15 protein-coding genes are annotated in these 25,218 nt (G+C 39.5%); 14 read left to right on the top strand and 1 reads right to left on the bottom strand.

The annotated features are described in order from the left end of the window. Nucleotides 1-181 precede the first annotated feature (181 nt). Nucleotides 182-1,195 (bottom strand): ferrochelatase, encoded by a 1,014-nt coding sequence (gene hemH / locus RYK20_RS04510; protein ID WP_314894563.1) that lies wholly within the window; start codon nucleotides 1,193-1,195, stop codon nucleotides 182-184. Nucleotides 1,196-1,342: 147 nt separating this feature from the next. Here hemH and RYK20_RS04505 point away from each other — a divergent pair, with 147 nt between their 5' ends. The 14 genes from RYK20_RS04505 (at nucleotide 1,343) to RYK20_RS04440 (ending at nucleotide 25,091) form a co-directional block, all read left to right on the top strand. After that, the gene (locus RYK20_RS04505; RefSeq protein ID WP_297978126.1) at nucleotides 1,343-1,528 is read left to right on the top strand and encodes a hypothetical protein; all 186 of its coding nucleotides are present in this window, start codon (nucleotides 1,343-1,345) and stop codon (nucleotides 1,526-1,528) included. A gap of 104 nt (nucleotides 1,529-1,632) precedes the next feature. After that, nucleotides 1,633-2,547, top strand: a complete 915-nt coding sequence (locus tag RYK20_RS04500; RefSeq protein ID WP_314894562.1) for a YihY/virulence factor BrkB family protein — start codon at nucleotides 1,633-1,635, stop codon at nucleotides 2,545-2,547. Nucleotides 2,548-2,746: 199 nt separating this feature from the next. Continuing rightward, the gene (locus RYK20_RS04495) at nucleotides 2,747-5,908 is read left to right on the top strand and encodes a SusC/RagA family TonB-linked outer membrane protein (protein WP_314894561.1); all 3,162 of its coding nucleotides are present in this window, start codon (nucleotides 2,747-2,749) and stop codon (nucleotides 5,906-5,908) included. Nucleotides 5,909-5,918: 10 nt separating this feature from the next. Next, complete coding sequence (locus RYK20_RS04490; RefSeq protein ID WP_314894560.1) at nucleotides 5,919-7,544, top strand: RagB/SusD family nutrient uptake outer membrane protein; 1,626 nt, start codon at nucleotides 5,919-5,921, stop codon at nucleotides 7,542-7,544. A 17-nt stretch (nucleotides 7,545-7,561) separates the two neighbouring features. Further along, on the top strand, nucleotides 7,562-8,668 hold the full coding sequence (locus RYK20_RS04485; RefSeq protein ID WP_314801064.1) for a substrate import-associated zinc metallohydrolase lipoprotein: 1,107 nt from the start codon (nucleotides 7,562-7,564) through the stop codon (nucleotides 8,666-8,668). Nucleotides 8,669-8,677: 9 nt separating this feature from the next. Continuing rightward, complete coding sequence (locus tag RYK20_RS04480; protein ID WP_314894559.1) at nucleotides 8,678-9,979, top strand: DUF4302 domain-containing protein; 1,302 nt, start codon at nucleotides 8,678-8,680, stop codon at nucleotides 9,977-9,979. A 301-nt stretch (nucleotides 9,980-10,280) separates the two neighbouring features. Next, nucleotides 10,281-13,415 carry a SusC/RagA family TonB-linked outer membrane protein gene (locus RYK20_RS04475; RefSeq protein ID WP_314894558.1) on the top strand — a complete coding sequence of 1,045 codons (3,135 nt, stop codon included), beginning with the start codon at nucleotides 10,281-10,283 and terminating at the stop codon, nucleotides 13,413-13,415. 17 nt (nucleotides 13,416-13,432) lie between these two features. Beyond that, the gene (locus RYK20_RS04470) at nucleotides 13,433-15,067 is read left to right on the top strand and encodes a RagB/SusD family nutrient uptake outer membrane protein (protein ID WP_314894557.1); all 1,635 of its coding nucleotides are present in this window, start codon (nucleotides 13,433-13,435) and stop codon (nucleotides 15,065-15,067) included. Nucleotides 15,068-15,079: 12 nt separating this feature from the next. After that, complete coding sequence (locus RYK20_RS04465; protein WP_314894556.1) at nucleotides 15,080-16,207, top strand: substrate import-associated zinc metallohydrolase lipoprotein; 1,128 nt, start codon at nucleotides 15,080-15,082, stop codon at nucleotides 16,205-16,207. Nucleotides 16,208-16,209: 2 nt separating this feature from the next. Further along, the gene (locus RYK20_RS04460; RefSeq protein ID WP_314894555.1) at nucleotides 16,210-17,547 is read left to right on the top strand and encodes a DUF4302 domain-containing protein; all 1,338 of its coding nucleotides are present in this window, start codon (nucleotides 16,210-16,212) and stop codon (nucleotides 17,545-17,547) included. A 321-nt stretch (nucleotides 17,548-17,868) separates the two neighbouring features. Beyond that, a complete protein-coding gene (locus RYK20_RS04455; RefSeq protein ID WP_314894553.1) occupies nucleotides 17,869-21,015 on the top strand; it encodes a SusC/RagA family TonB-linked outer membrane protein in 3,147 nt (1,048 codons plus the stop codon). Nucleotides 21,016-21,037: 22 nt separating this feature from the next. Continuing rightward, nucleotides 21,038-22,657: a RagB/SusD family nutrient uptake outer membrane protein gene (locus RYK20_RS04450; protein ID WP_314894552.1), complete on the top strand. Its 1,620-nt coding sequence runs from the start codon at nucleotides 21,038-21,040 to the stop codon at nucleotides 22,655-22,657. 14 nt (nucleotides 22,658-22,671) lie between these two features. Continuing rightward, complete coding sequence (locus RYK20_RS04445) at nucleotides 22,672-23,760, top strand: substrate import-associated zinc metallohydrolase lipoprotein (RefSeq protein WP_297978117.1); 1,089 nt, start codon at nucleotides 22,672-22,674, stop codon at nucleotides 23,758-23,760. A gap of 14 nt (nucleotides 23,761-23,774) precedes the next feature. Then, nucleotides 23,775-25,091: a DUF4302 domain-containing protein gene (locus tag RYK20_RS04440; protein WP_314894551.1), complete on the top strand. Its 1,317-nt coding sequence runs from the start codon at nucleotides 23,775-23,777 to the stop codon at nucleotides 25,089-25,091. Nucleotides 25,092-25,218 lie beyond the last annotated feature (127 nt).

The raw sequence follows: 25,218 nt of genomic DNA, 5'->3' as shown, positions 1-25,218 counted from the left end.
CCTCTTAACTATCTTTAGAAGAATAGCCTTATACACAGAGTTATGAACAGGCTAGAAGATAGAGAAAACAGTATATTTTATTAAAAAACCGGTTTTATGACATACATAAAACCGGTTTTTTAACATAAAAATGAAAGAAATGTTTATTCAGGAATAATTATACACAATTCATGTATTTTTGTTAATAACCCTGCCATTTCTGGATCCATTGGGCTACTACTTGGCTCCAATCATCACGTTCATTTAGGCAAGGGATACAATGATAGTCTGTTCCACCGTGCTCAAGGAAGGTTTCTTTACCCTCCATAGCAATCTCTTCGAGAGTCTCTAGGCAGTCGGCTACAAAGGCAGGAGTTACTACGGATAGTTGTTTGATACCCTTTTTGGCAAGGGCTTCTAGGGTAGCATCGGTATAAGGCTGTAGCCAAGGGTCTCTTCCTAACCGAGATTGGAAGGACACGCTATAGGTGTCTTTATCTAGTTTTAGTTCTTGTGCGACAGCCTCAGTAAGGGCATAACACTGGTGTCGATAGCAGTAAGCGTGGGCAGGGGAGGGGGTGTTACAGCAAGAACCATCTATTTGGCAATGGGAATGGGTAACATCACTCTTATGGATATGTCTTTCGGGTATCCCGTGGTAGGAGAAGAGTAGGTATTCATTCTCTCGATGGTATTCCTTGATAGAGGAGACTAGTACCCTGACATACTCAGGTTGGTTGTAGAAGGGAGGTAAAGAGGTAAGCTGTATATGCGGATACTTCTTCCGTAGAATCTTCTGGGTGAGTACCTCAATAGTCTCGGTAGTGGACATCGCATATTGGGGATACATAGGCATTAGGAAAAGTTCTGTAATGCCCTCCTGAGCTAGGGAAGCTATCGCTGAAGCGATAGAAGGGTTTCCATAACGCATAGCCATACGTACAGGAATAGTTACTTGTGCTTGTACCTTCTCGGTGAGCTTACGGCTATGTACTATTAGAGGGGAGCCCTCAGGTGTCCATACTTTCTGATAGGCCGCAGCTGATTTCTTCGGGCGTGTATGTAGGATAATCCCCTTGACTAGCAAAGCCCTGCTCAGGTAGGGCATATCAATTACTCGTGAATCCATCAGGAACTCATCTAAGTACTTTCTTACATCACTCACTTTGGTGGAGTCAGGAGACCCCAGATTGACGAGCAAAACTCCTTTTGACATTTATATAAAATTTGCCACAAAAGTACACATTTTTCATCTATTTCAGCCTCTTTGAGTATTGTTTTTTTCTATAGGAATAAATTTTTCTTAAAAAAGAGTTTTTAATTTCGAAAAAGATTGTATCTTTGCCTCACTAAAAACAACAATATGCAAGTAGATTTTTCTTTCCAAGAATATTTGGGCTTTCTAGCTTTCTTAGGAGTGGCTACAATGGGATTCTGGCTGATGATATTCCTTCTTACCTATGTGGTTCCTTATTGGCTCTTTGGTTCCATTATAGAGCGTATCAAAGAGAAACGAGCTGAGAGAAAGCTTCATAAGCAACAGGCTTAGTAAGATTACCTTTGCTTACAATAGGAAATAGAAAGCTACTTTTACAGAAGTATTTATACTTTTGTAAGAGTTCTTTTCATATCTGTATAACAAATAATTTATGAATGGCTAAAACTCTGAAAGACTATATAGAATCGCTTCCTTTGATAAAGAAATTAGTTTATTTTTTTAAGCAGATTCCCTTGGGGAAAAAGCAGGCTTTTTCTCTCTATGACCTCCTTGTACTCTATACAATAGGGATTGTTAGGGGTGCTCTCACCTATAGGGCAAGTGCTATTTCCTATAGTTTTTTTGTAGCTATATTTCCTTTTTTACTGGTGGTACTGAATCTGATTCCTTATATTCCTATTGAGGACTTTCAGAATGATTTTTGGGTATTTATTGATAATCTCCTACCTCCAGGGACGCATTCTTTTTTTGAAGATATCTTCGTGGATATTGCTAGTAAAAAGCGAGCAGGTTTACTCTCTACAGTATTCATTCTTTCCATTTTTTTGACTACCAATGGTATTAACGCAGTTTTTGGAGGCTTTGAAACCTCTTATCATATAGAACAAACTCGTGGTGTTATTCAGCAATATTTTATTTCAATGGGAGTGGCTATGCTTTTGGTCTTTGTATTGCTTTTCTCAGTGATTCTCTGGCTTGCCTTTGAGTATGTTCGCAGTTTGGGGATATTGCCCCTATTTGAGCAAATGGAATGGCTGGTTTCTCTGATTAAGAAGGTGTTTTTTATTCTAGTAACCTACCTATGTGTTTCTATTCTTTTCCATTTTGGTACTCCTGAGAAAGGAAATCGTTTCTTTTCGGCAGGTTCATTGCTCACTTTGTTGCTTTTTATTCTTACTACCTATGGTTTTGGGATTTATATAGAACATTTTGCTCGCTATAATCAGCTGTATGGGTCTATAGGGGCTTTGCTCATCTTCCTATTATATATATGGCTCAATGCTACCATTCTTCTTCTGGGATTTGAGCTGAATGCTTCCCTACTAAAGCTCAAAAAATCGGATAATTAATAGTTTTTTTTGCTAATAAAAGATTTAAAAATCTGTAATTTTAAGGCTGCCAAGACTTCATTTTTTTAATTAAACAGCATTTTAGTTAAAATACAATTAAAGAATATGTATGATAATTCTTTTTTTGTATATTTGCTCTATCTATGAGATCTCTTCTATAAGCCTCATAGAAAGGATTATTGTGCTTATAATTAAGGATATGAATATATTGAAAATCAAGTTTCTGCTAGGGTTATTTCTTTGCCTAAGTATGGGAAATATCTCCTTAGCTCAACAGAGGCAAACTCTCACGGGGATAGTGAAGGATGCCAATGCTAAGCCTCTTGTGGGGGTACTCATCAGTGTGAAGAATACCTCTCATAGTACTGTTACCGATTTCAGTGGGCAGTATTCTATAGAGATTACAAAGGGAGATACCCTTATTTTTTCTTTACAAGGAATGAAATCCTATGAGGTAACTCCTACCACAACGGTACTGGACCTTATTATGGAAGGAGACAAAGTAACTACAACTACGCCAGAGAAAAAAGAGAAGAATACTCCTATGAATACCAATACAAGGGGGCAAACTTCCATTGCAAAAGAAGTAAAACCTCTCTGGGTGCTTAATGGAGTGATTCTTCAGGACGATATCAGCCTAAAGCCTGAGGAGCTTGTCTCTGATGATGCCAAGATGCTCATTGCTTCAGCAATACCAGGGCTTACAGCTGAGAGTATTGAGAGCTTTAACGTCCTTAAGGATGCTTCTGCAACAGCCATCTATGGACCTCGAGCCATCGCCGGGGTAGTGGTGATTACTACCAAAAAGGGGACTGCTGGAAGTAGCTCTTTTACCTATACCAACGAATCTACTTTTCGCTTGATTCCTACTTATGGAGAGTATAATATAATGAATTCTAAAGACCAAATGTCTGTTATTCAAGAACTTCTACAGGGAGGGCATTTTAAGGCAGATGATATGGTCTTTTCTTCCGATAAAGGGGTGATGGGTAAGATGTATGAGCTCTATAATACCCTCAATGCACAAGGTAACTCTGTTGTTCCCAATACAGCAGCAGGGAGATTAGCTTATATGCAAGCTGCTGAACGCAGAAATACTGACTGGTTTAAGCAACTTTTCCAAACAAGTATTATGCAGAACCATACACTTTCATTTTCTTCAGGAAGTGAGAAATCCTCTTATTATGCCTCCTTGAGCCTTCTCTCTGATCCAGGATGGACAAAAGGGAGCAAGCTAGCTCAGTATGCAGGGAACCTCAATGCCATTTATAACCTATCTAAGGTAATTTCTCTGAATGTTATTACTGACTTGTCCTATCGTGATGAAACCTCTCCTTATATTTCCTCTACAGGCTCACTTTATAAGTATGCACTAAATCGTTCTCGCACCCTTGATCCTAAGGCATACTATACCCATCGTTATACGCCTTATAATATCTTCAATGAGATTGAGAATGCGTATATGGATACCGATATAGCCACCTTGCGCCTCCAAGCACAACTCTCTTGGAAGATTACTCCTAAGCTTGAGGCTGTAGTAATGGGAGCCATCCGTTACCAGTCTTCTATATATAACCAAGAAAAGACAGAAAACTCCAATGAAGCTCTTTCCTATCGTTATATACCCAATGCTATTGTAAGAAATAATAATTCTTATCTTTACAAAGACCCCAATGATCCTTTTGCGCAACCTATTCCGGTACTTACTCAGGGGGGTATTCGTATAAAAACAGAAAATACAGAACAAGCTAATAGCTTTAAGGCTACCCTTAACTATAATGACTCCTTTAGAGACGGCTTACACTTGGTATCTTTATTTGGAGGATTTGATATGGATAACGCTCGTTATACCAATGATGTGAATAGAAACTATGGAATCCTCTATAACTCTGGGAATTATGGAACCTATAACTATCTGTTATTCAAAAAATTCCAAGAAGAAGATGCCACTAAGTATTATGCAATCAATAATACGATTAGTAATTATCAGGCTTTCTTTGGAAATGCGTCTTATACATTCAAGAACCGCTATACTTTTACAGGAACTTTGCGTTATGATGCTTCTAATCAGTTTGGTGAGTCCCGTTATATTCGTTGGATGCCTACTTGGAATACAGGGCTTAGTTGGGATCTCTCTCAAGAAAATTTCTTCAAGCATCTCAGTCCTCTTTCTCACTGGAGCTTATATGGTTCTTTCGGAGTAACTGCAGTAGCTCCTTCGGTGAGCAACTCTCTTTCTCAAATCTATACTTCGCGTCCTTGGAAAAATTCCTCTCAGCAGGAGATAGGACTTCGCATTAGTAATGAAGCTAACCATAACCTTACCTATGAGAAAAATCAGGAACTGAACCTGGGAACAGCTTTTGGTCTTTTCGATGATCGTATAAATATCTCTATAGACTGGTTCAATCGTAGGAGTTATGACCTTATAGGTGATATTATTACTCAAGGATTGGGAGGAAATATTGTTAAGAAAGGGAATATGGCTGAAATGCGTATCCGAGGGCTTGAATTAGGTTTGGAAACCACTAATATCCAGCGAGGGGATTTCTCTTGGAGAACCTCCTTTGTTTATTCTCGAGCCAAGAATGAGGTGACTAAGCTCCTTACCAGTCCCAATATCTCTGATATGGTAGGGTATAATTCTTCCGATGCTACCTCACCAGGAGGGTTTGCTAAGGAAGGATACCCCTTGAAATCCCTTTTCTCAGTACCTTTTAATGGGCTTAATAATAAAGGGCTTCCTACTTTCCAAGATGCCGATGGCAATACGACTATTAGTAATATTCGCTTTGATAGCCAGAATGTGGATTTCCTAAAATATTCAGGAACCCTCATTCCTACTGATAAGGGAAGTTTTACCAATACCTTTAATTATAAGGGACTCTCCTTGGGTGTGGTACTCACCTATTCTTATGGAAATGTAGTACGACTCAGGAGGGTAAGCGATGTCTATAATGACTATACCAATGTACCTCGTGAGCTTAATAACCGTTGGCAATATGCAGGAGATGAACAAAAAACAAATATTCCTCGCCTTTACACAACTTATATGTATGAAAAAATATATGGAGGATGGAAGAATGTAACTCAGGCATATCTTACCTATGATTATTCCGATGTACGTATCGCCAAGGGAGATAATATTCGCCTGAAAGAAATTTCCTTAGGATATACCTTTGATAGGGAATTTTTACAGAATAGCCGTATTCGTCAGCTTAGTCTTAAGTTACAAGCTACTAATGTAGCCTTACTCTATGCCGATAAGAAGCTCAATGGAGATGATCCTGACTATCTAGCCAATGGATATACCCCCATCTCTCCCAAACGAATCATTTTCACTCTCCGAATAGGACTTTAATAATTATAATATGAAGAAAATTACCCTTATACTTACCTCTTTGTTCATCATTACGGGCTGTAATAAGCTCCTAGATGAAATTCCTGATGCGCAAGTACGTATCGATACTCCTGAAAAAGTAGGGAAGCTCTTGGTATATGCCTACCCTCAGGTAAGTGCTAGTTTGCTGAACGAACTTTCCTCAGATAATATCGGGGATGGAGGAAGCCTTATTACTTACTCTAACTTTCTTAGTGAAGAGGTTGCTTACTGGCGACCTGCACAGGAATATTTTGATTATGAAGGACTTAGGAATGTATGGCAATACCATTACCAAGCTATCAATCACGCTAATACAGCTCTTGAAGCAATAGAAAAATTAGGGAACACTTCCGAGTTACAAGCTGCTAAAGGAGAAGCTCTTGTGGCACGTGCCTATGCGCATTTTGAGCTAGCCAACCTTTTCTGTAAGCCTTACCATCCTACCGAAAGCGCTACCGATTTGGGAATCCCTTATAAGACTGAGCCAGAAAAAGAGCTTAACAACCTACAGCCCAGAGGAACTCTCGCTCAGGTCTATCAGCAGATTGATGCCGACCTTACCCAAGGACTTCCACTAATCAATGATAGCTTTTATGAGCAGCCTAAATATCATTTTAACAAGAAAGCAGCCTATGCTTTTGCTGCTCGTTTTTACCTTTATTACCAGCAGTGGCAAAAAGCAATAGATGCCGCTAATGAGGTACTTACTACTAATAATAATACGACTCTCAGCTTACTGAGGAAGTGGGAGGATTTCCGAGATGTAAATAAGGCGGGAAGTACCAAGCAGGGAAGCCGTGCGCTCTATTATACTCGTGAGGATATCCCTGCCAATCTTCTGTTATTGCCTGTATTTTCCCAGATTACCAACTATATCTCTGAGGACTATTCTCGCCGATATACTCACAATAGCCGTATTGCCAACCAAGAGACTGTGGCTACCAAGAACCTATGGGATCCAGAAGGAAAAACAGGATCTAATAACTTCGGATATGAGTTCTTCTGGTTTATGCCTATCAAAACTTCTAGTAACGAAAATGATATTGTTTTCTTTGACAAATGGCCTATTTTCTCAGGAGACTATTCTAGAAGTGTGATGGTGCCTTTTACCACCGATGAAACCCTTCTGGTACGTGCTGAAGCAAAAATCCTTTTAGGAGGAGATGCTAACTACCAAAGTGCCTTGGAGGATATCAATATGTGGACTTCTAAGTTTATTCAGGTTAAAACGATAAGTGGTTATACCAATCGTAATACCATAAATGATTTACAGACAGTCTATGATTTCTATAATAATATCAACTATTCTGAGGCTACCAATACAGGAGCTACCCAGAAGAAAAGGTTATCTCCTTCATTTACGCTTCTTAATGATGGTAAGCAGGAACCTCTTTTACACTACTTACTTCAGTGCCGTCGTATCCTAACTCTTGGAGATGGTTTGCGCTGGCAGGATGTACGTAGGTATAATATAGAAGTTGTCCGTTATGAGACGGATAATATCAATCGTAACCTATTCACTGTTAAGACGACACTTCCACCCAGTGACCTTAGAAGAACCTTACAGCTCCCTGCTATGGTCATTCAGGCAGGAACTACGCCTAACCCTAGATAATTAAAGCTTTTTGCCTTATGAAAAAAATATACTATATACTAATAATCCTTCCACTACTCTTCTTGAGCTGTGGCAAAGATAATGATACTTCTTCAGAGAGTGGTATTCTCTCTCAAGGAGGTGATGAACAGAGCTTAAACCCTCAAAATGCGCTAGATCGTTATATTGAGAAAACGCTTTCTAAGCCATATAATATTGATATCGTCTATCGATTCCTTGAACGTGAAATCTATCGTTCTTATACCTTTGCTCCTACCCAATATGAAAAAGCAGTAGAGTTTGTTAATGTTTTTAACTATCTCTTCGTAGAACCCTATATTAGGGTAACCTCACAGCAGTTTATGAAGGAACATTCCTTTAATTCGGTGGTACTGATAGGAGAGCCTGCGTTTAACCCTTCTGGGGTTAAGATTACTGGCTTTGCCAATGCAGGGATTAAGATTCACCTCTTGGAAATCAATCAGATAGAACCTAATAATATCTATTACTTGAATGACAATATCCTAGCGACTCTTTACCACGAGAATGCTCATACTTGGCATCAAGCAAAGCTTTTCTCTACAGAATATGAGCGTATCTCAGCTACCGATTATAAGCGAGATAACTGGATTACGGCTTGGGATCGCAATACCAGTAATTTCCTTCCTGCAGGCTTTATCACTGCATATTCTAGCTATAACAGTAATGAGGACTTTGTAGAGCTCTTAGCTCGTTATATTGTGTATTATAATGCTACATTGGACTGTGGTTGTGCTACTACTGATACTTCCTTAGATACTAATGGTGACGGCTTTAATGATGCTCTATATACTGCTTGGAAGGCTAAATTCACCAACTATGGTAGCCTTTATGATGGAGAATGGAACTATTATGAATCCTCTAAGGTATGGGAAGAGGAACTCAAGCGAGCCGATTCCAAAATTCGTCCTACAGAAACCTATACGGGGAAGCAAAAAATAGAACAAAAACTAGCTATTCTTAAGAAGTACCTTACTGATGAGTGGCATATCAATCTTGATGAGCTCCGTGCGGAAATACGTAGCCGTTATCCTTATGTAGTGGGTAGCGATTTTGAAGGAAATCCTGTCCCTAGAAAAGATTTTTCTGTATTAACTGATGATTAGAACTCGCATATGAAAAAATATATTCTACTAACCCTAATATTCCCACTTATAGCTGCTTGTACCTATAAGGAACCAGAAGTATTTGATGAAAAACCCGCAGGAAGAACCACAGAAACCCTTGATGCTTATAAAAAAGATTTGGAATATGATGGCTATTGGCTTCTTTCCTATTATCCTCAGGTAAATAGAAGTATTGCTAGCTATCCCAGAGCGGATCGGGGGCTTGGGGGATATAATATATTCCTAAAGCTCAAATCAGGAAAAGTATGGGCTTCCTCAGAGGTGGAAACAACTAATGATGAAGTAGCTTCTTTCTTTACCTATCAGATAACAGAGGGACCTACTCTGAGTTTTGATACCTATAACAAAGTACTTCACCACTTTAGAAGAACCTCAGGACAGTTTCCTAATGCTCGTGGAGGAGATATTGAATTTGTAATCCAGAAAAAGGAAGGTGATACTTTCACCGTAATGGGACGCTCTTCTAATGTAGAGATGTCCTTAGAAAAGTTCTCTGGGAATAGAGAAACTTACCTTAATAAAGTAAGGGAAAATGTAGCTCTCCTAAGAGGTAAGGGCTTAACTCCTATCACTCTTGGAGGTACCTCTGTAAGCCTGATGCTCTTTCCTAGCTATCGCCAGATTGTGTTCTCCTATGGTAGTGAAATCAAGCAACAAGCCTTCAGAGTGACTGATAGAGGAATTGTTTTTTTTGAGCCTATAACTATTAATGGAGTTACCCTTAATCAATTGAATTTTAATGATGATAATACAGCTCTGAAAACGCCAGATGGGGCTATTTCTACTACCTTGGTAGCTTGTCCTATAGAAATCACGAGAACAGCTAAAACAATTGATTTTGGAGGCTCAGGGGTCTCTACTGCTTTTACTAATACTTTTAACAATACCAATGCTTGGACACAGTGGGAGTATTCTTGGTATGATATGTCTTGGGATAAGGTGTTAAAAGTACAGATTCTCAATGGAAATGATGATCAAGATGCCACAGGATTCTACAAATATGTAACCAGTAGTGATAATACTTATGGAGCGGCAACCTACTATGAAGCTGACTTTGTAGCTGTAGGGGAACACTCTGATCAAGTGCGTATCCTACTGAAAGACCCTGCTGATAATGAGGCTTATAGGTCAGGAGCTCGGAAGAATTATATTCAATTCTTTTCCTATCTAGTGAATATTCTTTACAAAGAACTTGAAACCCAAAGTCCTTATCAGGTAGAAGATATGGGAACTTATTATAAACTTACTAGTGTAAATAATAGTGAATATTGGTTACATTTGAACAAATAAGAGATGCTTCTTTTCTTTTTTTGAATAGAAACCTTCTTCCTCAGTATTAGGGAGAAGGTTTTTTCAATGAATATGAGTATGGATCCTTATATCAGCTGAGAGCTCATTGATAGCTCTTAATCAAATTAACAAATATTAATAAATAATAATCTATTGGGTTTTATAAATATTTTTTTTGTGTTAAAAAAATAGATAAAACCATTTGTTTTTTTTAATTTTGCTATTCTATTTCAGGATAAAGGGAGTTTTACATATATCAAGAAAGCTTTCCTTTTTTAGATAACAGTAGAAAAATTAAAATATGAATACATTAAAATTCAGGATGTTACTAACAATCTTGCTCCTTCTTACAGGAAGTTATGCTTCCTTTGCTCAGGAGCAATTGAAAGTCTCAGGAGTGGTTAAGGACACTCAGTCTAAGCCACTTGTGGGAGTGCAGGTGGGTGTGAAGGGTACTTCACAGAATACCTATACTGATTTTGAAGGAAAGTATTCCTTGACAATAGTCAAGGGACAGACCTTGGTCTTCTCTCTACAAGGAATGACCTCTCAGGAGGTTACCCCTCAAGGAGCTATTGTAGATATTGCTATGCTTCGTGAAGGAGAGGTCGCTTCCAAAGAAAAAAAAGAAGGAGAAACCCCGATGAATACCAATACCCGAGGGCAAACTTCTATTGCTAAGGAAGCCAAACCCCTTTGGGTGCTTAATGGAGTGATTCTTCAGGATGAGGTAGACCTCAAGCCTGAAGACCTTGTCTCAGGTGATGCCAAGATGCTGATTGCCTCTGCTATACCTGGGCTTACAGCTGAAAGTATCGAAAGCTTTAAGGTGCTTAAAGATGCCTCAGCTACCGCTGTCTATGGACCTCGTGCTATTGCAGGGGTGGTGGTGGTTACCACTAAAAAAGGGAATTCTGGAAGTAGTACTATTACCTATACCAATGAATCTACTTTCCGAATGATTCCTTCTTATAACCAATATAACATTATGAACTCCCAAGATCAAATGGGATTCCTACAAGAAGCTATGCGAAAAGGACGTATGCCTGCTAATTATTTTGTAACCGCTCGCACCAAGGGAGTGGTAGGGCGTATGTATGAGCTAATGAATGTTCTCGGGAGTAATGGGCAACCCTTGGTATCCAATACAGAAGAAGGGCGCTTGGCATATTTAAGAGCTGCAGAACGTAGAAATACCAACTGGTTCAAGGAGCTTTTCCAGACAAGCATTATGCAGAATCATACCCTATCCCTATCAGCAGGAGGGGCAAAATCCACCTATTATGCCTCCTTGAATATTCTCTCTGACCCAGGATGGCAAAAAGGGAATACAATGAACCAGTATGCGGGAAGCCTTAATGCCAATTATAACTTCTCCTCTAAGCTCAGCCTTAATGTGATAACCGACCTATCTTATCAAGAGCAGAGAAGTTCTTATACCAACTTATATGAATATGCTTTGGCCTATCCTCGTACCTTCGACCCTAAAGATAGCTATTCCTACTATTATGCACCCCGTAATATTCTCAGTGAGATAGATAATGACTATCTTACAAGAGACTTGGCTACCTTGCGCCTTCAGGGACAGCTTACTTATAATATCACCCCTAAGCTCAAGGCAGTAGTGATGGGAGCTATCCGCTACCAGTCCAATATCCGTAATACAGAACGAACTGAAAAATCCAACTATGCAGAACGCTTTAGAGCTGCTCCTAATGAAACGGTAAGGGATTATAACTCCTATCTCTACAAAGATCCTAATGATCCATTTTCTATTCCTCAGGTGGTACTTCCTCAAGGAGGGGTGCGTATCAAGCGCGTACGTACTTCCAATGGAAATAACTTCCGTGCTACCCTGAACTATAATGATACTTTCCTTGACGGGCTTCATACAGTAGCACTCTATGGAGGGTTTGATATGGATAATACTAAAAAAACGGATGACACCAATAGGTTTTATGGAACTATCTATAATGCAGGAAATTTGGGAGCTTATACCTATAATTTCTTCAAATACCTCCAAGAACAGTCCGAGGATTATTATGATATTACCAATACAGTGGATAATAACCAGGCTATCTTCGGGAATGCCTCCTATACCTATAATAGTCGCTATACACTCAATGGTACCTTACGCTACGATGCTTCGAACCAGTTTGGTCGAGCCCGCTTTGTCCGCTGGATGCCTACTTGGAATGTAGGAGTTACTTGGAATGTAGCTCAGGAGAAATTCTTCTCCTCTCTCAAGCCTTTCTCACACTTAAGTTTCAGTGCTTCCTATGGGGTAACAGCAGTAGCGCCTTCTATGAGTAATTCCTTAGCACAGCTGTATTATCAGTTGGCTTGGCGTAACTCTGCTGAAAGGGAACCCAGTATCTATCGTTCTAATTTGGCTAATAATGACCTTACTTATGAGAAAAATCAAGAGCTAAACCTTGGCACTCAGTTTGGTTTGTTCAAATCTCGATTGAATGTATCCTTGACTTGGTTTCAGCGTAAGAGCTATGACCTTATAGGGAATGTAACTACACAAGGGGTAGGGGGGACTATCACCAAGAGTGGTAATATAGCTGAATTGCGTAGTCGAGGGCTTGAAATAGGCTTGGAAACTACCAATATCAAGACAGCGGACTTCTCTTGGAGAACTTCCTTTGTACATTCTTATAATACCAATGAAATTACCAAGCTCAACACCGCTCCTACTATAGGGGATATGGTAGGTTATACAGGAACTGGAGGATTCTCTCGAGAAGGATATCCCCTAAGCTCTCTCTTCTCAGTACCTTTCAATGGCTTGGATGGGGAGGGACTCCCTACTTTCCTTGACCAACAGGGCAACTCCACTCGCTTCAATATTGATATGAAGGACAGAAGGGTAGATTTCCTTAAGTATTCAGGAACCCTTGTTCCTACCGATAGGGGTAGCTTGGGCAATACCTTCTCCTACAAGGGAATATCAGTAGGAGTAGTGTTTACCTATGCTTATGGAAATGTGGTACGCCTTAAGGGAATTAGGAATATCTATAGCGGTACTTATGCGGATGCTACTTCTATTCCTAATGAAGTCAATGACCGTTGGCAGTTCGCAGGAGATGAGAAAAAAACTAATATTCCTGTGCTCTTCAGTGGTTACCAGCAGTACCGATATGGTTATAATAGTCTATTAGATAGAGCTTATCGCTCTTATGATTATTCCGATGTGCGTATAGCCAAGGGAGATAATATTCGCCTAAAAGAAATCTCTATAGGTTATACTTTTGATAAAAATTTCTTGCGGGAGACTCGTATTCGCCAGCTTAGTGTAAAGTTGCAAGCTACCAACCTTGCCTTACTTTATGCCGATAAGAGGCTCAATGGCGATGACCCTGATTACCTAATCTCCAACACCCCTATTGCTCCTAAGAGATTGATATTTACCCTACGTGTGGGACTATAACCTAAAAACTATTGACAATGAAAAAGATATATATACTTATAATAACTGCCTTTGCGCTCTCCTCCTGTAATGACTTACTCGATGAGATGCCCGATAAAAGGTTACAGGAGATTTCCACTCCCGAAGAGGTAAAAGCGGTACTTACTGATGCCTATCCTAAGACAACTGCTACCTATATCACAGAGCTTGCTTCGGATAATATTGCCGATAATGGGGAAGTGATTCCTTATGTACCTTTCTTTGCAGGGGAGGCAGCCTATTGGAAACCTGTAAAAGAATATTGGGACTACGATGGCTTACATTATTTTTGGGAATACCACTATGATGCTATTTCCTCTGCCAATCGTGCCCTAAAAGCAATAGAAGAGAAGTTGGGCAATGCCACTTCCCTAAACCCCGCCAAAGGGGAAGCGCTGATGATTCGTGCTTATGCACATTTCTGCTTAGCCAATGTCTTCTGTAAAGCATATAATCCTACTACCAGTAGTACTGATTTGGGACTTCCCTATATGACCCAGATAGAGGATAAGCTCATTGTAAAATATCCTCGTGGGAATGTAGCTGACTTCTATCAAAAAATTGCTACAGATATTGAGGCTGGACTTCCCCTAATTGATGATAACTATTATCAAATGCCTAAGTATCACTTCAATAGAAAGGCTGCTTATGCCTTTGCCGCTCGCTTCTTTCTCTATTACCAGCAGTGGGATAAGGCAATAGCCTATGCCAATGTAGTCCTTACAGAGAATGATGCTACCACTACCAATCTCCTTAGGAAATGGAGCGATTTCGGTGATGCTGCCAAGATAGGTTCCACTCGTAGGAATAACTATGCCCTCTATTATACCAAGGAAAACATAGATGCCAACCTAATGCTACAACCTACCTATACAGAAATCTCTGAGGCAAGTTATTTTAACGAAAACAATCCTGCTCGCTATATCCATAACTTCTTTGTCTCTGAAAAAGAGACCTTAGGAGCACGTAACCTTTGGGATCCCTTAGCACAGAATGCTACCAATGGGTATTCTCGCTATTGGTTCCTTCCCTTTACGAACAATACGGGAGGTAGGGAATATGATATTGTACTGATGGGGAAATTTCCTCGTTTTAAACGAGGATCTGACCTCTATGGGACTATCATTGTGCCTTTTACTACCGATGAAACCCTTATGGTACGTGCCGAAGCAAAGATTATGAAAAATGACCTTGAGGGAGCTATCAAAGACCTGAACCTTTGGACTAAGGGCTATGTTAAGGTACTAACTATACGAGGCTCTACCAATAGAAATACAGGTTTTACGGTAGATGATATCAAGACTTTCTATAATGATACCAATATGCCTTATTCCCAAAGTACTGTGGAAGGAGTTACTCAGAAGAAAAATCTTCATCCTACTTTTACCAACACCCTTTCGGAAGATCAAACAGCTATGCTACACTACCTGCTTCAGTGTCGCCGTATCCTAACTCTTGGCGAAGGACTCCGCTGGCAGGACATTAGGCGGTACAATATAGAAGTGCCTCGTTACCAAAAATATGGAAACGGAACCTATCAAGTATCCGATATACTTACCTCCGGAGATCTTAGAAACACTTTCCAGCTCCCCGATGAGGTCTTAGGAGCAGGAATGGAACCCAACCCAAGATAAAACACTGAACTTATGAAAAAAATACTATATTCTCTCCTAGCAGTAAGCCTTGTAGGATGTACTGCTAATGACAAACTTTCTGATGAAAGTTCCTTAATGCCCTCTATAGAGCATAATGAGCGGATTAACCCTCAGAACGAACTGGATAGATACCTCTATAACAATGTAGAGAAACCCTATAATATAAGCGTATTATACCAGTTTATCGAGGAAGAAGTAGACCGTACTTATACTTTTTCTCCTGTAAGATATGAAAAAGCAGTGGAGTTCGCCAATATCTTCAAATATCTCTTTATTGAGCCTTATGTGAAGATGACCTCCCAGAAGTTCCTCAATGAGCACTCTTTTAGGACACTAATCCTTATAGGAGACCCTGCCTTTAACCCCAATGGGTCTAAGCTGGTAGGGCTTGCTGTAGCAGGAGTCAAGATTCACCTTACCGAGATTAATAATACAGAACCTAATAATATCTATTGGCTCAATGATAATATCTTGGTAACTCTTTACCACGAGAATGCTCATACTTGGCATCAGTCTATTCGTTTTGACCCTGAGTATGAGAGAATTTCAGGAAATGACTATAAAGGAGGAAACTGGACAACCTCTTGGCAAGGAGAAGATTACCTCAAGGCAGGGTTTATTACAGGATATTCCAGCTTTAACAAAGATGAGGACTTCGTAGAGCTTTTAGCCCGCTATATTGTTTTCTTCAATGCAGATTTGGATGGTTGTAACTGTGCTACTACTGACCAGACTAAATGGGGTAGGAATTCCTCTGATCCTGATTTGCAGAGTTTCCCTGATGGTTATGATGCTGTGGCTTATTACAATTGGAGAAATAAGCGCTGGAACTATGGATTGCTCTATGATAACCGCTATGTAAATTATGATTCTTCTCAAGTATGGCAAGAGGTGATGGAGCGTGCCAATACGAAAATCCGTGATACAGAACAGTATACAGGTAAGGAAAAGATAGAGCAAAAAATAGCCATTATGAAGAACTATCTTTCCACCACTTGGAATATTGACCTTGATGCCCTACGTGCTGAAATCCGTAGCCGATACCCTTATGTAGTAGGGAAAGATTTCTATGGAAATACAGTGCCCAGAAAAGATTTCTCTAACTTAAATGACAATTAATTATGAAAAAATATATCAGCTTATGCCTTGCTTTGCTCTCTCTTACTGCTTGCCAGTATAAGGAAGATCCTGTTTTCGAACAAAAACCTACAGAGCGTACCCTCTCTGTTTTAGGCAAATATAAGCAAGTTCTGGAAGGAGATAATGGATATTGGCTTCTTACCTACTATCCTGAAGAATATCGAGATGGTTTTTGGGTATATCCTTATTATCCTACAATTTTTCCTTCTACCAATGATTATCCTAAGTACCACCATGCTTTAGGAGGGTATAATTTTGTCCTGAAATTCTCAGAAGGAAAGGTAACCGCCTCTTCAGAGGTGAAAACGACTAATGACGAAGATACCTCTCGCTATACTTATTCATTGGCGGAATTTCCGATTTTGAGTTTCAATACTTATGGAGAAGTACTCCATCATTTCTCTCACGTAACGTCTAACTTTCCTAATGCTAAAGGAGGAGAAGTGGATTTTATTATCGAAAAAGAGCAAGATGGAGGTTTCACTCTCAAAGGGAAAAGAAATGAAAATATAATGACCCTGACCAAGCTCACTACCGATAGAGAGGCTTTCCTTAACAAAATCCGAGAAAACCGAGATGTACTTAAGAACAAAGGACTTTCTCCTATCCAAGTAGGAGGGGTAGAAGTGAAGCTTGACCTCTTTCCCAGCGTACGTCAGTTGGCTTTCATCTATGACGAAGGACGTAAGTATGAACAACGGGCTTTTATCCTTACCGAAAAGGGAATCAAGCTCTATGAGCCAGTGACTATTAATGGGCATACTCTCTCAGAGTTCTACCTGAACGATGCTAAGACTGCCTTGACTACCCCTGACGGAAGTATCAGCTCGGATTTTGTAACGTCTCCTCTGCTTCCTCCTACAACAGCGGGAAGTAGCTTCCAGATATGGTTCTTGAACGGTTATGTGTCTCCTTCTTTGGTTAGAAGTTTCAATACCACTAGGCGCAGAACAGCTCGCTTATTACCAGGATTTACCCTTTCTGAACAATTGCTCTTTCTTACAATGGATGGAAACGAAGGAGACCGATCCACAGGATTCTATATGGAGAATGTCTATGATACAGATGACACCTACAAGCTCACTGCTTACTATATGATGGACTTTGTAGGAGTGGCAGGAGCGGCTAATCAGGTGAAAATTCTTATAAATAACCCTAAGGATGAAGGAAACCATTTGTTCTATTGTAGAGAGCATTTAGGGAAGTTTATGGAGGACATAGCTAAGCAATCCCCCTATATTGTAGAGGAATATTCAGATGATTATTATAAGCTCACCGCAGCAAGAGATGCTAATGTGTGGATGCTTGTTAAGAAATAAAAAATGTGTAACAAACCTTGAAAATCCTTTCCTTAGTGAAGGGATTTTTTTATTGTCTAGAAGAAGGGAAGTACTTTTGATGGTCAAAGACATTGCTTGGGGCTGTTGTTTTATATCAATAGTAGAGTGAATGTGTATGATTAACAGTTATTTAATAAAAAAGAGTTCTTAGTCTTATTTTGTAAGGATTTTTTATGTTAAAAAAATGACTGGATTCGTTTCTTTTTTGTAACTTTGTAACTCAAATTTACAGCAAGGAAAAGCTTGATTTTGCTTGAAAAAGCTGTTTATTTTCAGAGGGAACAACAAGAAAAATAAGATATGAATACATTGAGAATGAAAATGCTACTAATGCTATTGCTCTTTCTGGGAGGAGGCGTTGCCTCCTTCGCTCAGGAGCAATTAAAAATCTCTGGGGCGGTCAAGGACGCTAAGTCCAAGCCCCTCTCAGGGGTTTTGGTGACGGTTAAGGGGACATCCCTTTCTACTCACACCGATTTTGATGGGCTTTATACCCTGACTCTCTCCAAGGGGCAATCCTTGGTTTTTTCTTTGAAAGGAATGCAAACGCAGGAAATAACTCCTACTTCTTCTGTTGTAGATGTTACTTTGCTAGCAACAGGTGAACAGCTTACTAAAAAAGAGGTTTCTGCTCCTATGAATACCAATACCCGTGGGCAAACCTCTATTTCCAAAGAAGTAAAACCTCTATGGGTACTCAATGGGGTGATTCTGCAGGATGATATAGACCTTAAGCCTGAGGAGCTCGTCTCTGATGATGCTAAAATGCTGATTGCTTCAGCTATTCCTGGGCTTACTGCTGAGAGCATTGAGAGCTTTAAGGTGCTTAAGGATGCTTCTGCTACAGCGGTATATGGTCCTCGAGCTATTGCTGGTGTGGTAGTGGTAACTACTAAGAAAGGTACTTCAGGAGCAAGTACTATTACTTATACGAATGAATCTACTTTTCGTTTTATTCCTACTTATGGGGAATATAATATTATGAATTCTCAAGACCAGATGTCTGTTATTCAGGAGTTGATTCGTGGAGGACACCTTACCCCTGATATTACTTCTATCTGGGAGAGAAAAGGATTGATGGGTAGAATGTACGAGTTACACAATGTAGTAGATGCTAATGGGAATTTCGCTGTACCCAATACTCCTGAAGGACGATTGGCTTATATGCAAGCCGCTGAAAAAAGGAATACCAACTGGTTCAAGGAGCTCTTCCAGACAAGTATTATGCAGAACCATACACTTTCTTTTTCTTCTGGAAGTGATAAATCCTCTTATTATGCTTCCTTAAGCCTCCTTTCTGACCCAGGCTGGCAAAAGAACACTACTTATTCCCAATATTCAGGAAACCTTAATGCGAACTATAACCTCTCTTCTAAGTTTTCCTTGAATGTTATCACAGACCTTTCTTATAAAACACAATCTACACCAATTATAACAGAAGGATCTATTTATAATTATGCGCTTACTCATTCTCGTATTTTGGATCCCAAGGAACATTATAAGTATAGATATACGCCTTACAATGCTTTGGAAGAGATTAATAACTCCTATACAGATACTGATATAGCAACATTGAGACTTCAAGCTCAGCTTACTTATAAAATTACACCTAAAGTTAAAGCTACTCTAATGGGCGCTATTCGTTATCAGTCCAATATAGCCAATAAGGAACTGAATGAAAACTCAAATTATGCGAACTCATTTAGGTATATGCCCAATGCCTTAATAAGAACCTATAATAAGTATCTCTACAAAGATCCCAACAATCCATTTGCTTTGCCTGTATCGGTACTTCCTGAAGGAGGTATTCGTAGAAAAACAGAAGCGACCACTACCGCTAATACTTTCCGAGCTACCCTCAATTATAATGATTCTTTTGCCAATGGATTACATACGCTCGGACTCTTTGGAGGATTTGAAATGGATAATGCTAAGCATACGAATGATATTACAGATCATTTTGGGCTCTTATATAACTCTGGAAATTATGGGACTTATTCCTACAAATGGTTCCAGTTCTGGCAAGAACAAGGGTATACTTATTATAGCTTGAATAATACTATTAATAACAATCAAGCATTCTTCGGGAATGCTACCTATACCTTTAAGAATCGCTATACCGTCAATGGTACCTTGCGCTATGATGCTTCTAACCAGTTTGGTCCTTCTCCTTATATCCGCTGGATGCCTACTTGGAATACAGGAGTGAGCTGGAATGTAACTCAAGAGCACTTCTTTCAATATCTTAAACCAATTTCTCACCTAAGCTTCAACGCTTCTTTTGGGGTAACTGCCGTAGCTCCTTCAGTGAGCAACTCCCTTTCTCAAATCTATACGAATGACCCTTGGCGTAACTCCTCTCAGAGAGAGTTGGGATTGAGCATCTCCAATACAGCCAACCACGACCTTACTTATGAGAAAAACCAAGAACTAAACCTAGGGGCGGATTTTGGACTCTTCAATGACCGTGTGAACTTATCTTTGACTTGGTTCAACCGTAAGAATTATGACCTTATAGGAGGAATTACCACACAAGGAGTCAGTGGTACTATTGTCAAAAAAGGAAATATGGCAGAGATGCGTACTCAAGGATTGGAAATAGGCTTGGAAACTACCAATATCAAAACAGCTGATTTCTCTTGGAGAACTTCTTTTGTATATTCTCGTGCAACCAATGAAGTAACCAAGCTCCTTACCAATCCTACTATTCAGGATATGGTTGGGTATAACTCTAAGAAAGCTACTTCACAAGGAGGATTTGCCAAAGAAGGTTATCCTTTAAAATCCCTTTTCTCAGTACCTTTTAACGGATTGGATAATAGAGGACTCCCTACTTTCAAAGATCAAAATGGAGAAACGACCATCAACGGAGTACGTTTTGATAGTCCGAATGTAGATTTTCTAAAATACTCTGGAACGCTTATTCCTACCGATAAGGGAAGCTTTACGAATACCCTTAATTACAAAGGAATCTCTTTAGGAGTGGTACTGACCTATTCTTATGGAAACGTCGTGCGCCTAAGAGGAATGAGAAATATATACAATGACTATACTACAGTGCCACGAGAGCTTAATAACCGTTGGCAATACCCTGGTGATGAGAACAAAACCGATGTGCCTGTTCTCTATACAACCTATATGTACCAAAGATTATTCAATGGCTGGAAAGAGCTTAACCAAGCCTATCTAACTTATGACTATTCTGACGTACGTATCGCCAAAGGGGATAATATCCGTCTGAAAGAAATTTCTTTAGGCTATACCTTTGATAGAAATTTCTTACGAGAAAGCCGTATTCGTCAGCTTAGTGTGAAGCTACAAGCTACTAACTTGGCACTTCTCTATGCTGATAAGAAACTTAATGGTGATGACCCTGACTTCCTAGCCAATGGACATACTCCTATCTCTCCTAAGCGATTGATTTTTACCTTGCGCATAGGATTGTAATAATAATTTAAAACAGTGAATAATGAAAAAAATAATATACCTGATAGCAGGCATCTCTTTGTTCTCTTCTTGTAGTGATCTCCTTGATGAGCTTCCTGATAGCCAAGTACCTGTGAATTCTCCAGAGCGTATTAAGCGAGTGTTAGTGAATGCTTACCCTGGGGCGAGTGCTATGATGCTTAATGAGTATTCTAGTGATAATATAGCTGATAATGGAACTATCGTAACGGACTTTAATTACCTTACTGACGAGGTCGTTTATTGGAAAACTATTAATGAATATGGGAACTATGAAGGGCTGGAATATGTATGGACACAGAACTATAAAGCCATTAGTCACGCTAATGAAGCCTTAGAAGGAATTGCTAAATTAGGAAATGATCCTAAGCTCAACCCAGCCAAAGCAGAGGCTTTGCTAGCACGTGCTTATGCACATTTTGAGCTGGTCAATACCTTCTGTAAGGCGTATAATCCTACTACTAGTAATGCCGACTTGGGGATACCTTATGCACTTACCTCTGAGACGAAGCTGGATCCTAAGTATGGTAGAAGTACTGTAGCTCAGGTCTATCAGCATATTGCTGCCGACTTACAGGAAGGACTTCCATTGATAGAGGATAGTTATTACCAGATGCCTAAGTATCACTTTAACAAGAAAGCAGCTAATGCCTTTGCCGCTCGTTTCTATCTCTATTACCAGAATTGGGACAAGGCAATAGAATATACCAATAATGTCCTTTCTACCAATGATGTTACTACTAAGTCTTTGCTTAGGAATTGGGAAGATTTCCGTGATGTGAATAAGGCAGGAAGTACTAACCAAGGAAGTCGAGCCCTATACTATGCACGTGAAGATATAGAGGCTAACTTATTGCTTTTACCTATTTCCTCTCAGCTTCCTACTGCTTATTATACCCAAGGGGTGGCAAAGCGTTATACACATAATGTTTTTATCTCCGAAACACAGACTATTGAGGCTAAGAATGTATGGGATCCTCAAGGAAAATCAGGGAAAAATAATTATGGATACGAATTCTATTGGTTTATGCCTATTAAGGTAGATAATGGGCGTAATAGTACTGTTTTCTTTGATAAATTTCCTTCTTTTTCTACTGGAAGTACCTCTAGAACCGTAATTGTTCCTTTCACAACAGATGAGACACTCTTGGTACGTGCCGAAGCAAAAATTCATAAGGGAGAATATGAAGCTGCCTTGAAGGATTTGAACCTCTGGACATCTAAGTTTATCCAACAGAAGACGATCTTAAGTTATTCCTCTCGTAATGAGGTAACTCTAGACCAAGTAAAGTCCTTCTATAACGCAATGGCTTATTCTCAGAATACTCAGGACGGTCTTACCCAGAAAAAACAGCTGACCCCCTCTTTTCCTATTGCCAATGATGGTACTGCGGAACCGCTCTTACATTACTTGCTTCAGTGTCGTCGTATCCTTACCCTTGGCGAAGGCTTACGCTGGCAAGATGTTAAGCGATATAATATAGAAGTGTCTCGTTTCCAGACTGATAATGTAGATAGGCACCTGAACGAGTTCAAAGCAAGTCTTCCGGCTTCCGATGAGCGTAGAGCCATTCAGCTTCCAGCCTCTTCTATTAAGGCAGGCATACAACCTAATCCTAGATAACAAATACTTTACTTATGAAAAAAATACTATATATATTAGCATCTCTTCCTTTTCTTTTCAGCTGTAGTAATGATAAGGTATCTTCCGAAAGTAAGCTTGGGGGAGAGGAAGGAACCCAAGTGATGGATACCCATACTCCCTTAGATGATCGCTTGGAAAGAGATTTTGCTCGTCCCTATGGGATTCGCATCATCTACCGATTTCTAGAACGTGAAATCAACAGAGGATATACTTTCACTCCTACTAAGTATGAAAAAGCGATTGTTTTTTCCAATGTGTTCAGTTACCTATTTATAGAACCTTATATCAAGGTAACTTCTAAGCAGTTTATGAAAGAACACTCCTTTAATACGGTCATTCTCATAGGAGAACCTGCATTTGCTCCTAACGGGAATAAGTACGTAGGTTTTGCTGTGGCAGGAGTCAAAATTCACCTCTTGGAGATGAACCATCTCAAGACGGATAATATTTATTATCTGAATGAGAATATGCTGGCTACTCTCTATCACGAGAATGCCCACACTTGGCACCAAGCCAAGCTCTACACCTCTGACTATGAAAGGGTCTCAGCCTCTGATTACAAAAGAGATAGCTGGTCTGTATGGACAGGAGATGATTTTCTTAAAGCCGGCTTTATGACCGCTTATTCTTCCTTTGATAAGGATGAGGACTTTGTGGAGATGATCGCTCGTTATATCGTCTATTATAACGCTACATTGGACTGTGGATGTGATATTGCCAATCACCCAGGTACTGATGCCAATAATGATGGCTTTAATGATGCTCTTTATACAGCTTGGAAAGCAAAGTTCGTCAATTATGGAACCCTACAGAACCCCAATACTTACCGTCCTTATTTCTCTACTAAAGTATGGGAGGAAGAACTTCAAACAGCTAATGCAAAAATTCGTTCTACAGAGACCTATACAGGAAAGCAGAAGATAGAACAGAAAATCGGTATTATAAAGAGCTATCTCTCTAATGAATGGAATATCAATTTGGATGAATTACGTGCTGAAATTCGTAGCCGTTATCCCTATGTAGTAGGAAAAGATTTCGAAGGAAATACCGTTCCTAGAAAAGATTTCACTACCTTAGAATAATTAAAAAAGAACTTATGAGAAAATACATTATATTACTTTTGGGAGCGTCTTTATGGACTTCTTGTGATTATAGGCAGGAAGAAGTCTTTGATAAAACCCCTGCAGAACGTACTGCAGATAAGCTCAATGAGAATAAAACCGCCTTAGAATACGATGGTTACTGGTTGCTCTCGTGTTATCCAGAGGTGTATAGGCAAGGACTGGAAACTACCGATTATGTACATCGAGCGATAGGAGGGTATAATATTCTTCTCAAGCTCAATAATGGAAAAGTTGTGGCTTCCTCTGAATTTATGATTAATAATGATGAAGTAGCTTCTTTCTATTCCTATCAGCTCACCGAAAAGCTTTCCCTGAGCTTTGATACTTATAATGAAGTGCTACATCACTTCAGAACCACTTCAGCTCAGCATCCCAATGCTCGTGGAGGGGATATTTTCTATGATATTATCAAAAAAGAAGGCGATACTTACACTTTACAAGGTAGAACCTCTCGCAACCTAATGACCCTTACCCGTTTCTCTGGAAATCGTGAGGCATATTTGAACAAAATACGTCAAAATATACAGCTCTTCATAGGAAAAGCTCTTAATCCTATTACTGTAGCGGGCAAAACCGTAAAGCTAAATCTTTCCCCTGGCTATCGCCAATTGCTCTTTAGCTATGATAATCAGAAAGTACAGCAGGCTTATATCTATACAGATAAGGGGATTAAGCTCTATGAACCTGTTGTTATAGAAGGGGTTTCTATAGATGAATTGTATATCAATGACACCCAGACGGCTCTTACTACTCCCGACGGAACTATTGCTGCCAACTTTGTCTCTTCTCCTATAGAGATTACCGATACGGCTAAGGAAATCCTTTTTAATGAAGAATATGGCTATGTTTCTGCAGGTATTTTTGCGATGTACACAGAAGCCAAGAACGAAATCGCTCGCCAACAAATTTGGTATGACCTCCTAAGGGATCCTTATCTCTATGTGAAGAATATCAAGGGAAGCGATAGTGAATCCACCGCGGGATTGTCTAAGTATATCTCCTATGCATCTCCTTATAGTGGTGGCGTATGGACATTCTATGAGGTAGATTTCCAAGGTGTACCTGAACATCCTGACCAAATACAAATGGTACTCAAGGGACCTTCTACCAATGTAGCTTATAGCGAAGGAGATTATAAGAATAATATCCAGTATTTCTCCCCATTGGTAAGGCTTTACAGGAGAATAGCTGAAAAGGGACCTTATACAGTTAATAGTACTCAGTATAATGATTATTACTTGCTTACCAGCACTAAGGATAGCAATCTTTGGTTCCTTCTTAGCAAGTAAAGGAGCATAATAAGATCGATTTTCTTTGTTTTTTAAGTTTTTGACTTTCCCTTTCTCTTAGGAAGGGAAAGTTTTTTATTGTAGAGGTGTATATAGAAGTGAAATTAGGATGATTTTGCTTTCTATG

Source organism: uncultured Capnocytophaga sp. (genome assembly GCF_963525585.1).
GTDB lineage: Bacteria > Bacteroidota > Bacteroidia > Flavobacteriales > Flavobacteriaceae > Capnocytophaga.
Note: the sequence above shows the minus strand (reverse complement) of the source record. Positions and strands in the feature narration are given on the sequence as shown.

Excerpts from the sequence above, each read along its gene's own strand:
- hemH (WP_314894563.1), bottom strand. The coding sequence starts at position 1,195 with ATGTCAAAAGGAGTTTTGCTCGTCAATCTGGGGTCTCCTGACTCCACC.
- RYK20_RS04505 (WP_297978126.1), top strand. The coding sequence starts at position 1,343 with ATGCAAGTAGATTTTTCTTTCCAAGAATATTTGGGCTTTCTAGCTTTC.
- RYK20_RS04500 (WP_314894562.1), top strand. The coding sequence starts at position 1,633 with ATGGCTAAAACTCTGAAAGACTATATAGAATCGCTTCCTTTGATAAAG.
- RYK20_RS04495 (WP_314894561.1), top strand. The coding sequence starts at position 2,747 with ATGAATATATTGAAAATCAAGTTTCTGCTAGGGTTATTTCTTTGCCTA.
- RYK20_RS04490 (WP_314894560.1), top strand. The coding sequence starts at position 5,919 with ATGAAGAAAATTACCCTTATACTTACCTCTTTGTTCATCATTACGGGC.
- RYK20_RS04485 (WP_314801064.1), top strand. The coding sequence starts at position 7,562 with ATGAAAAAAATATACTATATACTAATAATCCTTCCACTACTCTTCTTG.
- RYK20_RS04480 (WP_314894559.1), top strand. The coding sequence starts at position 8,678 with ATGAAAAAATATATTCTACTAACCCTAATATTCCCACTTATAGCTGCT.
- RYK20_RS04475 (WP_314894558.1), top strand. The coding sequence starts at position 10,281 with ATGAATACATTAAAATTCAGGATGTTACTAACAATCTTGCTCCTTCTT.
- RYK20_RS04470 (WP_314894557.1), top strand. The coding sequence starts at position 13,433 with ATGAAAAAGATATATATACTTATAATAACTGCCTTTGCGCTCTCCTCC.
- RYK20_RS04465 (WP_314894556.1), top strand. The coding sequence starts at position 15,080 with ATGAAAAAAATACTATATTCTCTCCTAGCAGTAAGCCTTGTAGGATGT.
- RYK20_RS04460 (WP_314894555.1), top strand. The coding sequence starts at position 16,210 with ATGAAAAAATATATCAGCTTATGCCTTGCTTTGCTCTCTCTTACTGCT.
- RYK20_RS04455 (WP_314894553.1), top strand. The coding sequence starts at position 17,869 with ATGAATACATTGAGAATGAAAATGCTACTAATGCTATTGCTCTTTCTG.
- RYK20_RS04450 (WP_314894552.1), top strand. The coding sequence starts at position 21,038 with ATGAAAAAAATAATATACCTGATAGCAGGCATCTCTTTGTTCTCTTCT.
- RYK20_RS04445 (WP_297978117.1), top strand. The coding sequence starts at position 22,672 with ATGAAAAAAATACTATATATATTAGCATCTCTTCCTTTTCTTTTCAGC.
- RYK20_RS04440 (WP_314894551.1), top strand. The coding sequence starts at position 23,775 with ATGAGAAAATACATTATATTACTTTTGGGAGCGTCTTTATGGACTTCT.